This window comes from Pseudomonas sp. NPDC087342 (assembly GCF_044744265.1).
GTDB classification, from domain to species: Bacteria; Pseudomonadota; Gammaproteobacteria; order Pseudomonadales; family Pseudomonadaceae; genus Aquipseudomonas; species Aquipseudomonas nunensis.
Map to the genome: position 1 here is coordinate 77,915 of NZ_JBIUXZ010000024.1, position 11,540 is coordinate 89,454.

At 59.4% G+C, this 11,540-nt stretch carries 13 protein-coding genes; 5 read left to right on the top strand and 8 right to left on the bottom strand.

All coding sequences use genetic code 11. The features are described from left to right. Nucleotides 1-180 precede the first annotated feature (180 nt). Both rssC and rssB read right to left on the bottom strand, forming a co-directional pair. Nucleotides 181-663, bottom strand: coding sequence for an anti-sigma factor antagonist RssC (gene rssC / locus ACIOYV_RS28205; RefSeq protein ID WP_007935262.1), 483 nt, complete (start codon nucleotides 661-663; stop codon nucleotides 181-183). Further along, complete coding sequence (gene rssB, locus ACIOYV_RS28210; RefSeq protein ID WP_054054239.1) at nucleotides 663-1,844, bottom strand: two-component system response regulator RssB; 1,182 nt, start codon at nucleotides 1,842-1,844, stop codon at nucleotides 663-665. Before rssB ends, rssC begins: the two co-directional genes overlap by 1 nt. Nucleotides 1,845-2,120: 276 nt before the next feature. Between rssB and ACIOYV_RS28215 the strand changes: the two genes are divergently transcribed. Beyond that, complete coding sequence (locus ACIOYV_RS28215) at nucleotides 2,121-2,420, top strand: PilZ domain-containing protein (RefSeq protein ID WP_054054242.1); 300 nt, start codon at nucleotides 2,121-2,123, stop codon at nucleotides 2,418-2,420. Nucleotides 2,421-2,480: 60 nt separating this feature from the next. Here the strand turns inward: ACIOYV_RS28215 and ACIOYV_RS28220 are convergent, their stop codons facing one another. Then, a complete protein-coding gene (locus tag ACIOYV_RS28220) occupies nucleotides 2,481-3,170 on the bottom strand; it encodes a VacJ family lipoprotein (RefSeq protein ID WP_054615602.1) in 690 nt (229 codons plus the stop codon). A 199-nt stretch (nucleotides 3,171-3,369) separates the two neighbouring features. On the opposite strand from ACIOYV_RS28220, the gene ACIOYV_RS28225 reads away from it, so the two are divergent. Both ACIOYV_RS28225 and ACIOYV_RS28230 read left to right on the top strand, forming a co-directional pair. After that, nucleotides 3,370-3,990: an HAD family phosphatase gene (locus tag ACIOYV_RS28225; RefSeq protein WP_401329041.1), complete on the top strand. Its 621-nt coding sequence runs from the start codon at nucleotides 3,370-3,372 to the stop codon at nucleotides 3,988-3,990. 109 nt (nucleotides 3,991-4,099) lie between these two features. After that, the gene (locus ACIOYV_RS28230; RefSeq protein ID WP_054054248.1) at nucleotides 4,100-4,363 is read left to right on the top strand and encodes a DUF4404 family protein; all 264 of its coding nucleotides are present in this window, start codon (nucleotides 4,100-4,102) and stop codon (nucleotides 4,361-4,363) included. 171 nt (nucleotides 4,364-4,534) lie between these two features. Here the strand turns inward: ACIOYV_RS28230 and queF are convergent, their stop codons facing one another. Further along, complete coding sequence (gene queF, locus ACIOYV_RS28235; RefSeq protein ID WP_401329045.1) at nucleotides 4,535-5,365, bottom strand: NADPH-dependent 7-cyano-7-deazaguanine reductase QueF; 831 nt, start codon at nucleotides 5,363-5,365, stop codon at nucleotides 4,535-4,537. 61 nt (nucleotides 5,366-5,426) lie between these two features. Next, a complete protein-coding gene (locus ACIOYV_RS28240; protein WP_401329048.1) occupies nucleotides 5,427-5,948 on the bottom strand; it encodes a plastocyanin/azurin family copper-binding protein in 522 nt (173 codons plus the stop codon). Nucleotides 5,949-6,137: 189 nt separating this feature from the next. On the opposite strand from ACIOYV_RS28240, the gene ACIOYV_RS28245 reads away from it, so the two are divergent. Further along, nucleotides 6,138-6,818: a heavy metal response regulator transcription factor gene (locus tag ACIOYV_RS28245; RefSeq protein ID WP_401329051.1), complete on the top strand. Its 681-nt coding sequence runs from the start codon at nucleotides 6,138-6,140 to the stop codon at nucleotides 6,816-6,818. Continuing rightward, nucleotides 6,818-8,167, top strand: coding sequence for a heavy metal sensor histidine kinase (locus tag ACIOYV_RS28250; RefSeq protein ID WP_401329058.1), 1,350 nt, complete (start codon nucleotides 6,818-6,820; stop codon nucleotides 8,165-8,167). Before ACIOYV_RS28245 ends, ACIOYV_RS28250 begins: the two co-directional genes overlap by 1 nt. A gap of 99 nt (nucleotides 8,168-8,266) precedes the next feature. Here the strand turns inward: ACIOYV_RS28250 and ACIOYV_RS28255 are convergent, their stop codons facing one another. The 3 genes from ACIOYV_RS28255 to ACIOYV_RS28265 form a co-directional block, all read right to left on the bottom strand. Beyond that, a complete protein-coding gene (locus tag ACIOYV_RS28255; protein WP_401329061.1) occupies nucleotides 8,267-9,511 on the bottom strand; it encodes a lipoprotein-releasing ABC transporter permease subunit in 1,245 nt (414 codons plus the stop codon). 66 nt (nucleotides 9,512-9,577) lie between these two features. Beyond that, complete coding sequence (lolD, locus tag ACIOYV_RS28260; protein ID WP_290028515.1) at nucleotides 9,578-10,261, bottom strand: lipoprotein-releasing ABC transporter ATP-binding protein LolD; 684 nt, start codon at nucleotides 10,259-10,261, stop codon at nucleotides 9,578-9,580. A 7-nt stretch (nucleotides 10,262-10,268) separates the two neighbouring features. Next, nucleotides 10,269-11,519, bottom strand: coding sequence for a lipoprotein-releasing ABC transporter permease subunit (locus ACIOYV_RS28265; RefSeq protein WP_054054260.1), 1,251 nt, complete (start codon nucleotides 11,517-11,519; stop codon nucleotides 10,269-10,271). Between the last annotated feature and the right edge of the window lie 21 nt (nucleotides 11,520-11,540).

The following is an 11,540-nucleotide window of genomic DNA, read 5'->3' on the forward strand; positions in this document are numbered from 1 at the left end:
CCTCACGGGTTCGCCCTTTTTTTGTATTGCTTGGGTTGGCTTTGCGCTGACCGATGCGGAGGTCGTGGGGACGCCTTCGCGGGCAAGCCTCGCTCCTACAGGAAATATTTGATCGCCGCAGAACATGTAGGAGCGAGGCTTGCCCGCGAAGGGGCCAGTCCGGACTACATCACTTAAAGATCAATGCCGCTCCAGCGCATTCACCAGATCATGAAACGCTTCACGATTGGAGTCGTTCAGGCCCATGAGGATCTTGTGTGCTTCGAGCACTTTGATCCGCACCACTTCTTCGGACTGATCCTGGTCTGGCAGGTCGGTCAGGCATTCAGGGCATGGGATCGGGCGGTCAACAATGTTGAACACCTGCTCGAAGCCCATGGACTGCAGCAGACGGGTGATGTCTTCGTGGGTGGTGACGACGGTCGGCAGCAAGCCGACCTTCTGCCGCGACAGGATCGACAGTTTGGCCAGCAGGCCCAACGTGGTGCTGTCGATGCTGCGGGTTTCGGTCAGGTCGATCACGATCGCGTTGAAGTTCAACGCCGTGAAGATCCGCTCAATAGTCGCATCCAACGCCGAACACAGGGTCAGGCGAACTTCACCGACGAACTTCAGGACGAAGGTGCCGTCCTGCTCGGCGAACTGGATTCTACCGGTACTCATTAAAGATTCCTGCTCAACACCAACAGGGCGATATCATCCGGCATCTCCCCTAGCGTGGCCAATCCAAAAACCTGCCGCAGCCCATCCAGGGTGCCGCCCGCAGCCTTGACCCGTTGGGGCAACGCCGCTTCTTTCTCTTTGAGTGTGGGTTCTGGCAAAAGGTCCAGAATGCCATCAGACATCAGCGTCAGGCTGAACGTCGGAGGCAATTCCATCACGTGGTCTTCGTAGGTGGCTTCATTGAAGAGGCCTACCGGCAGACCACGCCCGTCCAGATAACGAACACTGTCTGGCGTGTACAACACAGGCAACGGCAGATGACCGCCGATGCTATAGGTCAACAAACCTGTCTCCTCGTCGATGACACCACCGACCATTGTGACGTGTTTACCCAGCTTACAACTGATCAGGCCTCGGTTGATATGACCAAGTACCTCTGAAGGCTTGAATTCTGGCAACGTGCCATTGCGCTTGGATTCGAACAGCAAGCGCGTAGTCATGAATTTCAGCAACACGGTGACGAAGGCTGAAGAAGCGCCATGACCGGAAACATCCGCCAGGTAGAAAGCTACCCGACGCTCGTCGACCCGAAAGTAGTCAACGAAATCACCCGACAGGTACAGCGACGGGATGATCTGGTGGGCAAACTGGAACTCGTCGATGGTCCAGGGACTGACCGGCAGCATGTTCATCTGCACCTGGCGACCGGCGTTCTGGTCTTCCTGGAGCAGGTTCAGGCTGGCTTCGAGTTCGCGGTTGGCCTTTTCAAGCTTGTCGCGATAACGCTGGTTTTCCAGCAGCAGGCGCGCACGATCCAGGGCCCGGCGCACGGAGTGCTCGAGCACGGCCAGATCTTCGAGAGGCTTGATCAGGTAGTCCGCCGCGCCCAGGCGCAGGGCCTCGACCGCATCGTTCATCACGCCGGCACCCGACACCACGATAACCGGGGTTTGCGGCGACAGCTCGGTGACCTGGCGAATGAGTTCGAGCCCGCCCATCTGCGGCATGCGCAGATCGCAGATGACCAAGTCGGGCTTGTCTTGCTCGAATACCTGAAGACCCTGCTGGCCATTGCTGGCTTGCAGGACACTGAAACCACTGTCTTCCAAATAGGCGGCGAGGCTCGCGCGCACTACTTCGTCATCATCGATTATCAGCAGCGTGGCACTGGTTTTTGGCATGTGGGCAAACGGCGCCAGAATTAGGTTGGCGTAGCAGGCAGGGGTTTAATCCCGGCTCACACTACTGGATTCGCTTTCTAGCCTCTCTGTTGCACTGTTTTCGAGCGTTTGCCCGACACACAGGTCCACCAGAGGTGCCCTTCTAAGGCGCAGACGGTACTCCCATCCGCGGGGCGTTTCAAGCTCACGCCGATGGTCGCTTGACGTCTTTACTTCTCAAATCACCGGGAGTTATAAGAACAGGTAAAACCGGAACCTAATGGAAGGATCGAACCCATGAGTCAAACCGATCGGGACTACAGCGAAAAGCGCGATTTCATTCGCATGCGGGTCGATGCCGATGTCTCGCTGATTCATGAGGGCGATGAGGTGCCAGCCGTCTGCATCGACCTTTCCAGCAGTGGCATGCAGGTGGAGGCACCGCGCCTGTTCAAGGTCGGAGACCGTCTGAGCGTGCGGATCGATTCCGATCACGCGGCCCTCAAGGGGCTTGAGGCCGACACCGAAGTGGTGTGGGTGAAGGAACAGGACGGCAGCAGCCAGAAACTCGGGCTTACAATCTTGAAGATGAAATAATCAGGATCCGAAAATAAAGAAGGCGGCCAATGGCCGCCTTCTTCGTTTTACCGGGCTGAATCAGAAATCGTCTTCGACGTGGCCGTCTTTGACTTTGAATTCGCGGTTCTGCAGGTAAGCGTTGCGGATGAAGATGTACTTGTCGCCATTGATCAGCTTCTCGGCCGACAGCAGGCTGGCGCGGGTATCGACGATGTTCAGGCCGAATACCGAGTTACGCACTGGCACGTCGTTGATGTAACGGTACGGGCCGGTGTAGCTGTCGACGAGCTTGGACGGCGCGTCACGCAACGTGCTTGGGCCGAGCAATGGCAGCATCACGTACGGACCACTGCCGACGCCCCAGTAGCCGAGGGTCTGGCCGAAATCTTCATCGCTGCGTTGCAGGCCCATCTTGGTGCCCACATCGAAGAAGCCCAGCACACCGAAGGTGGTGTTGAAGATCAGTCGTGCGGTGTCGACGCCAGCGGCGGCCGGTTTGGCCTGCAGGATATTGTTCGCAAGGTTGGTGACATCACCGACGTTGCGGAACATGTTGTGGATGCCGTCTTCCACGAACTGCGGCGTCACGAACTCATAGCCCTGGGCAATGGGCTTCAGCGCGTAGGTATCGACGAAATCGTTGAACTGGTAAATCGGGCGGTTGACGCTTTCCCAAGGATCATCTTCCGAAGCCGCCTGGGCGGCAAACGGAACCAGCAACACGCTGGCACACACACATAGCTGAGCGAGTTGATTGCTCCAGCGCATAGAAAACTCCTTGGATTGTACAAGCGCGGGCGCGCGGCCCAAGCGTAAAGGCGGCTAGTATAAGACGGAATCTCAGGTTTAGGCAGCACTGTAAGAACCTGCCTTCGCAAGTTGCAAAACGACTGTGAGCGATTCACATCAATGTCACTCAACTGTCACCGTCCTCCCATAGCCTTGTCGCTATTTCAGGGACGTTGATATGCCGCATGCCGAAGCCTTGCCCGATGCCGAACCCAGCCTGACCGCCGTGCTGTTCGGCCTCAGTGGTTGCCTGGTGGATTTCGGTGCCCGCACGCGTCAACCCGGCGCGCCTTCTGCCGAACATGCCGAAGTCACCCCCGGCGCCCTGGATAGCTTGCGCAGTTTGCAGCGTCTGCAGATTCCTTGCGCATGGCTCGATGAGCTTCCCGCTGCCCTCAGCCACACGCTTGCCGCGAGTCTGCCGGCGTGGATCAAGCCATCGCAACATCCCGCAACAATCAATCCATGGCCGGCCCCGAATGCCTGTTGGCAAGCCTTGATGGCGCTGAATGTCGAGCGTCTGGACGGTTGTGTGCTGGTCAGCGGCGAGCCGCGATTGCTGCAAGCCGGGCTCAATGCCGGGCTGTGGACCATCGGCCTGGCGTCTTGCGGCTCACTCTGCGGGTTGGCGCCGAATGAATGGCAAGCCTTGAGTCAAAACGAGCGTGAACACCTGCGTGGCAAGGCAACGGTGCAGCTGTTTGGCCTGGGCGTGCATTCGGTGATCGATCACCTGGGCGAGCTCGACACCTGCCTGGCAGACATCAGCCTGCGCCGGCTCAAGGGCGAAAAGCCCTGACAGAGATCATGCAGGCTGCCCGTGAGTGGATTAATCTAAAGGTCAGCCATAGACCTTTGGCGTGCTGCTGCGGTCTATGCCAGTGCCTATCGATAAAAGGAAGAACGCCATGCCTGCCCGCGAACTGCAAGACCAGCTCAATACCTTGCGCGAGCAATTGGAACAGAATCCGCCGCTCTCCGAAGCCGAGCGCGAAGACCTGCACGCGCTGATGCAACAGATCGAACTCGAGCTTGAGCTGGAAACCAAAACCAAGGACTCCAACCTCGCCGACGGCGTGAACCTGGCCGTAGAACGCTTTGAACTCGAACACCCCGCCATTGCCGGCACCTTGCGCAACATCGTGCAAACGCTGGGCAATATCGGGATCTGAACCCGCCAGATGCAAAAAAGCCCTGCTAGCGATAGCAGGGCTTTTTCATATCCGGAGTTTGCAATGCAATACCTGTGGGAGCGAGCCTGCTCGCGAAAGCGGAGTGTCATTCACCATTGATGTTGAATGTGATGCCCTCTTCGCGAGCAGGCTCGCTCCCACAGGGGTTCTTTATTGGCGGACCAAACGGTGGTTCGGCAGTTGGACCGTTTCAGTGCTGCGATACGGGTTGATATCCAGACCGCCCCGCCGCACGTACCGCGCATACACCGTCAATTTCTCCGGCTTCAACAACCGTTGCAGGTCGAGAAAGATCCGCTCCACGCACTGCTCATGGAAGTCCGAGTGCTGGCGGAAGCTGACGATGTATTCCAGCAAACTCGCGTGATCCAGCGCTGCGCCACGGTACTCCACCGCCACGCTGCCCCAGTCGGGCTGACTGGTAACCGGGCAATTGGATTTGAGCAAATGGCTGTGCACAGCCTCTTCGACAATCCGCGAATCATCACAACGCAACAGCTCCGGGCGCGGGTGCTCGTAGTTGCTGACGCTGATGTCCAGCTCATCAATGCAAACGCCCGGCAAGGCCACGACGCCTTCGGCCTCGACATCCTTCAAGCTGCGAATCCGCACGCCAACCGGTTTGCCGGCCGCCGCCGACAGGTCTTTCACCAGCGTGGCTTCAAGGCTCGCGGTGTCGGCAAACGGCGTCTGGTTCAAGGAATTGAGGTACAGCTTGAATGACTTGGATTCGATGATGTTCGGCGAATCCGCCGGGATGCTGAATTCACCGATCGCCACCACAGGCTTGCCCGATGGCAGCAGCCACGACAGCTCGAAGCAGTTCCAGAAGTCCACGCCTTTATACGGCAGTGTGTCCGCCGTCAGGCCCAGCTCGGCCCACTTCGCGGTGCGCGGGATCGGGAACAGCAAGGACGGCGTGTAGGTGGCGATGTATTCGCTGGATTTGCCCAGCGGCGAATGTTCGGCTGCGGGATGCATGGCGGAAACCTGACTGAAGAATCAGCGGATTCTATCAGCCTTTGCGCCCGCCTTTGAGTGCTTACTGACTGACAGTCAGTTTGCCGACCATCCCCGCCTGATAGTGACCCGGAATATTGCAGGCAAATTCCAGCTGCGTGGCTTTGGAGAACGTCCAGGTCAATTCGGCGGTTTTGCCCGGTGGCACCAGCACGCTATTGGGGTCGTCGTGCTTCATCCCGTGATCCATTCCGGCCATCGAACCGTGGTCCATTTCCTTCATTGCTGTAGGCGTCAGCATGCCGCTTTGCTGCATCTTCAACATTTCCTGCTGGTGCGCGGCGTGCATCGCCGCGTCACCGAGGTTGAATTCGTGCAACAACTGGCCTTTATTCACCAACACAAAACGAATCGTCTCACCGGCCTTGATATCAATGGCCTTCGGATTGAACGACATATCGCCCATCACTACTTCCACGCTGCGGCTGGCCTTGACCGCCGGGGCCGGCTGACCGAAGTCGTAGGTCTGCGCAGGCGATGCCCACACCGGCGAACTCAACGCCAGCAAACACGCGGCCAGCACCAGACGATTGCGCAAAAACATAGTCGTACTCCAACAAGATAAGGTTCAGCCTGTGGAAAACTCTAAACTGACACGCCTGCCCGCAACCTGACAGGCAGATTACAACTTTGTCAGGTTGGCCCGCATCGGCCGGCCCCACGGTATAAAGCGTCCGCTCCATTTGCCCAGAGCTATTTATTAAACAGAGCTTTTTATTAAACAGAGCTACCCATGAAACTGCTGATCGTCGAAGACCAAGCGAAAACCGGCCACTACTTGCGCCAGGGCCTGACCGAGGCCGGGTTCAATACCGAACTGGTGGCCGACGGCAGCACCGGCCAGCAATTGGCGCTGACCGGCGATTACGCCTTGCTGATCCTCGACGTGATGCTGCCCGGCCGCGATGGCTGGCAAATTCTGCAAGCAGTGCGCGGCGCCGGCCTCGACACGCCGGTGCTGTTTCTGACCGCCCGCGATACCGTGGAGGACCGGGTTCACGGCCTGGAACTGGGCGCCGACGATTATCTGGTCAAGCCTTTCGCATTTTCCGAATTGCTGGCCCGGGTCCGCAGCCTGTTACGGCGTGGCAGCGCCACACCTCAGGAAACCTCCCTGCAACTGGCCGACTTGCGCCTGGACCTGATCCGCCGCCGGGTTGAACGCAGCGGTCAACGCGTCGACCTGACCGCCAAGGAATTTGCCTTGTTGGAAATGCTCCTGCGCCGCCAAGGTGAAGTGTTGCCCAAATCGCTGATCGCTTCCCAGGTGTGGGACATGAATTTCGACAGCGACACCAATGTCATCGAGGTGGCGATCCGGCGCCTGCGCCTGAAGATCGACGATGACTTTCCCAATAAACTGATCCACACGGTGCGCGGTATGGGCTACGTGCTTGAAGAGCGTGACGCTTGATGCGCCGACTGTCCTTGAGCAATCGCCTGGCCCTGCTGTTTGCAGCCTGCACTGCGGTGGTGTCGTTGTTTGCCGGGGTGCTGTTCAGCCGCGCCAGCGAAGCGCATTTCGTTGAACTCGATCAGCAGTTGCTGGAAGGCAAGTTGATCGGCTTGCGCCGGGCGCTGCATGACCTTCAATCCAGTGAGAGTGAAGTCAAACTGCAAGACGAGTTGAGTCGACAGGCCGATTTGTCGCTGCGCATTACCGGCGGCGATGGTCAGCGCTGGTATGACAGCTCGATTCGACTGCCCAAGGACCTTCCGCAAACGCCGGGCTTATCGACCCTGAGCAGCGAGGGCACCGACTATCGCGTCCTCAATGCCCCGCTGTTTCCCGACAAACCCGACTCCCCGCAACTGACGCTGTTGCTGGACATCACCCATCACCAACACTTCCTGCAACGCATGCAGAACCTGATCTGGCTGACCGTCGGCCTGTCAGCCCTCGCCACTGCCCTGCTCGGTGCCTGGGCGGCACGTAGCGGTCTGCGCCCGTTGCGGCGCATGAGCGCGGTGGCCAGTGGGGTGTCTGCACATTCGCTCAACGCACGCTTGCCGGAAGCCAACATGCCGCCAGAGCTTGCGGAAATGGCCCACAACTTCAACGCCATGCTCGGACGCCTCGACGACTCTTTTCAACGGCTCTCGGCCTTCTCCGCCGACATCGCGCATGAACTGCGCACGCCCTTGTCGAACCTGCTGACTCATACCCAAGTCACCCTCACCCGCCCGCGCCCCATCGAGGATTACCGAGAAGCGCTGCACAGCAACCTCGAAGAACTGCAATGGATGGCGCAACTGGTCAACGACATGTTGTACCTGGCCAAGGCTGATCACGGTTTGCTGATGCCCAAGCGCGAACCGCTGGAACTGGCGGAGGAAGTGGATCTGTTGCTGGAGTTCTTCGCACCGCTGGCCGAGGACGCGCAGGTGAAACTCAGCCGTGTTGGCAGTGCGCGGATGGAGGGTGATCGCAGCATGCTGCGCCGGGCGCTTTCCAATCTGCTGGATAACGCGTTGCGGTTTACGCCGGCCGAGGGTGAGGTTCGGGTGCGGATTGTCGATCAGGCCAAAGGTATGAGCCTGACGGTCGAGAACAGTGGGGACGGGATTGCTGAGGCATTGCTACCGCGTTTGTTCGACCGGTTCTATCGGGCTGATCCGGCGCGGCAGGAAGGCAGTAGTGAACATGCGGGGTTGGGGTTGGCGATTACCCAGTCGATCATTCGTGCCCATGGCGGGCAGATTCGTTGCGAATCGGAGAATGGGTGGACGCGGTTTGTGATTGAGTTGCCCAAGAAGGATTGAGGCCAGCAGGGCCGGCCTCTTCGCGGGCAAGCCTCGCTCCTACAGGTTTTACATGACCCCTGTAGGAGCGAGGCTTGCTCGCGAAGGCGGTATCAGGGCTTACGAATACCGCAACGCGTGAGCCGGCTCGATCTTCGCCGCACGCCAAGCCGGATAAACCGTTGCCAAAAAGCTCAGGATGAAACCCGCCGAGCAGATCAACAACACATCCCCGCCCTGCAATTCCGACGGCAAGTTGCTGACGAAGTACACGTCCGAACTGAAGATATGTTGCCCGGTGACCCGCTCCAGCCAACCCACCAGTTCACTGACGTTCAACGCCGCGATTACGCCCAGCACGCCGCCGATCAAGGTGCCGACAATCCCGATCACCGTGCCCTGCACCATGAAGATCGCCATGATCTGGCGCGGTGTCGCGCCAATGGTGCGCAGGATTGCGATGTCCGCGCCCTTGTCGTTCACCACCATGATCAAGGTAGCGATGATGTTGAACGCCGCCACCGCGACGATCATCAGCAACAGCAGGCCGATCATGGTTTTTTCCATTTTCATCGCGCTGAACAGGCTGCCCTGGGTGTGGGTCCAGTCGTCAGCCTTGTAAGCAGTACCGAGGCCGTTGGCGATGTCGTTCGACACCTTCGGCGCTGCGTACAAATCCTTCACCGCCAGGCGCACGCTCTGCACCTGGTTCGGCTGCCAATGCTGCATCTGCGCCGCGTCGGCCATGTGGATCAACGCCATCGAACCGTCCAGTTCGGCGCCAACCTTGAACACGCCGACCACGTTCAGTCGCTGCATGCGCGGAGTGATGCCACCCGGTGCGCTGCTGACTTCCGGCACGATCAGGGTGATCTTGTCGCCGACGTTCAAGCGGAAGCGCCGTGCGGTGATTTCACCGATGACCACGCCGAACTCGCCGGGCTTCAGGTCATCGAGACGACCTTGCACGATGTGCTGCGCGACGATGGAGACCTTGCCTTCCTGCGCCGGGTCGATGCCGCTGACCTGGATCGGCTGCATCGAGCCTTTATAGGAGAGCATGCCTTCCATTTCGGTGAACGGCACGGCGGCGGTCACTTCAGGATTTTTCATCGCCGCGGCGGCCACCGGCTGCCAATCGTCGATCGGGTTCACGCCGACGATGGTCGCGTGGGGCACCATCCCGAGGATGCGCGAGCTCATTTCGCGCTGGAAGCCGTTCATCACCGAGAGCACCACGATCATCGCCAACACGCCCAGGGCGAGGCCGATCATCGAAGTCATCGAGATGAAAGATACGAAGCGATTGCGGCGCTTGGCGCGGGTATAGCGCGCGCCGATAAAGATCGATAACGGTCTGAACATTCGCTGGGGCACCGTATAAAAATAAAAGACCTGACGGACTTTTCAGTCGCGCCGGGTTTGGGCCGATCAGATGGGCGTCAGGCGACCTTCCTGCAAATGCAGGACGCGGTCCATCTGACGGGCCAGGTTCATGTCGTGAGTCACCACCAGGAACGCCGTGCGCATCGAGGTGCTGAGTTCCAGCATCAAATCCTGAATGCCTTGCGCGGTGTGGGAGTCGAGGTTGCCGGTCGGCTCGTCGAGCATCACCAGGCCAGGGTTGTTCACCAGGGCACGGGCGATGGCCACACGTTGACGCTCGCCGCCGGACAACTCCGAAGGTTTGTGCTGCAGGCGATGCCCCAGCCCTACCCGCTCCAGCAACGCGGTGGCACGCTGACGCGCTTCCGGGATCGCGGTCTTGCCGATCAGCAGCGGCATGCAGACGTTTTCCAGCGCGGTGAATTCCGGCAGCAAGTGGTGGAACTGGTACACGAACCCGAGGGAACGGTTACGCAGCAAGCCACGATTCTTCTCGCTCAGGGCCGAGAGCTCTTCGCCGTCGAGCCAGACGCTGCCCTTGGTCGGCGTATCGAGGCCGCCCAGCAGGTTGAGCAACGTACTTTTGCCCGAACCCGAGGTGCCGACAATCGCGACACGCTCGCCCGGATGCAGCTCCAGTTGCAGACCGGCCAACACTTCTACCGACTCCGGGCCTTCCTCGTAGGATTTGCCCAGGTTGCGGCAGCTCAAGATTGCTTTTTCACTCATGCCCGACTCACTCATAACGTAGCGCCTCCGCAGGCTGGGTGCGCGCGGCACGCCAGGCTGGATACAGGGTGGCGAGGAAACTCAGTACCAACGCGGCGGCGCAGACCATCAACACGTCCTGGCTCTGCACTTGCGACGGCAGGTAATCGATGAAATACACGTCGGCGTTCAGGAATTTATGCCCGATCAGCCCTTCGAGGGCCGAGATCGCGGCGCTGACGTTCAGCGCGGCGAAGATCCCGACCACGGCGCCGATCAGCGTACCGACCACACCAATGACCGTGCCCTGGACCATGAAGATCGCCATGATCGAACCCGGCGTCGCGCCAAGGGTGCGCAGAATCGCGATGTCGCCCTTCTTGTCGTTCACCACCATCACCAGCGTGGAGATGATATTGAAGGCCGCGACGGCAACGATCAGCAGCAACAGCAGACCGATCATGGCTTTTTCCATGCGGATTGCCTGATACAGGTTGCCATGGGTGCGGGTCCAGTCGCGGGCGTAGTAATGGTCTTCGCCGAGTTGCTGGGCGAGGGTCCATGCCACGCGCGGTGCCTGGAACAGGTCGTCGAATTTCAGGCGGATGCCCTGGACCTGATCCGGTTTCCAGCGATGCAGCCGGGCCAGATCCTGCAGGTTGGTCACGCCCAGGTAGCCGTCCAGCTCACCGGCGCCGACATGGAAGATGCCGACCACGGTAAAGCGTTTCATGCGCGGGAACATCCCGGCCGGGGTCACGGTGACTTCCGGCGCGACGAAGGTCAGCTTGTCGCCAATCGATGCGCCGAGCTTGGCCGCGGCCTTGTCACCGATGACGATGCCGAAGCTGCCGGGGGTCAGGTCGTCGAGTTTGCCCTGCTGCATGAAGTTATCAATGATCGAGACCTGGCGCTCCAGCGTCGGGTCGATGGCATTGAGCAACACCTTGGAGACCTTGCCGTTGTTGGTCAGCAGCCCCTGCATCTGGGTGAACGGCGCAACGGCCGTCACCTGTGGGTTCTGCTTGACCTTGGCGGCCAGGCTTTGCCAGTCGCTGATGGGTTCACCGGACTCGATGGTCGCGTGGGGCACCATGCCCAGCACGCGGGTGCGCATCTCATGATCGAAGCCGTTCATGACCGACAGCACGACGATCATTACGACCACGCCAAGGGCGAGCCCGATCATCGAAGTCAGGGAAATGAACGACACAAAATGATTGCGACGCTTTGCTCGGGTATAACGCGTGCCAATAAATACGAAGAGAGGTCTGAACATGTCGGGGCTTGTTCGGAGGGA

Excerpts from the sequence above, each read along its gene's own strand:
- ACIOYV_RS28245 (WP_401329051.1), top strand. The coding sequence starts at position 6,138 with ATGAAACTGCTGATCGTCGAAGACCAAGCGAAAACCGGCCACTACTTG.
- rssC (WP_007935262.1), bottom strand. The coding sequence starts at position 663 with ATGAGTACCGGTAGAATCCAGTTCGCCGAGCAGGACGGCACCTTCGTC.
- ACIOYV_RS28250 (WP_401329058.1), top strand. The coding sequence starts at position 6,818 with ATGCGCCGACTGTCCTTGAGCAATCGCCTGGCCCTGCTGTTTGCAGCC.
- ACIOYV_RS28240 (WP_401329048.1), bottom strand. The coding sequence starts at position 5,948 with ATGTTTTTGCGCAATCGTCTGGTGCTGGCCGCGTGTTTGCTGGCGTTG.
- ACIOYV_RS28225 (WP_401329041.1), top strand. The coding sequence starts at position 3,370 with ATGCCGCATGCCGAAGCCTTGCCCGATGCCGAACCCAGCCTGACCGCC.
- ACIOYV_RS28215 (WP_054054242.1), top strand. The coding sequence starts at position 2,121 with ATGAGTCAAACCGATCGGGACTACAGCGAAAAGCGCGATTTCATTCGC.
- ACIOYV_RS28230 (WP_054054248.1), top strand. The coding sequence starts at position 4,100 with ATGCCTGCCCGCGAACTGCAAGACCAGCTCAATACCTTGCGCGAGCAA.
- lolD (WP_290028515.1), bottom strand. The coding sequence starts at position 10,261 with ATGAGTGAAAAAGCAATCTTGAGCTGCCGCAACCTGGGCAAATCCTAC.
- rssB (WP_054054239.1), bottom strand. The coding sequence starts at position 1,844 with ATGCCAAAAACCAGTGCCACGCTGCTGATAATCGATGATGACGAAGTA.
- ACIOYV_RS28255 (WP_401329061.1), bottom strand. The coding sequence starts at position 9,511 with ATGTTCAGACCGTTATCGATCTTTATCGGCGCGCGCTATACCCGCGCC.
- ACIOYV_RS28220 (WP_054615602.1), bottom strand. The coding sequence starts at position 3,170 with ATGCGCTGGAGCAATCAACTCGCTCAGCTATGTGTGTGTGCCAGCGTG.
- ACIOYV_RS28265 (WP_054054260.1), bottom strand. The coding sequence starts at position 11,519 with ATGTTCAGACCTCTCTTCGTATTTATTGGCACGCGTTATACCCGAGCA.
- queF (WP_401329045.1), bottom strand. The coding sequence starts at position 5,365 with ATGCATCCCGCAGCCGAACATTCGCCGCTGGGCAAATCCAGCGAATAC.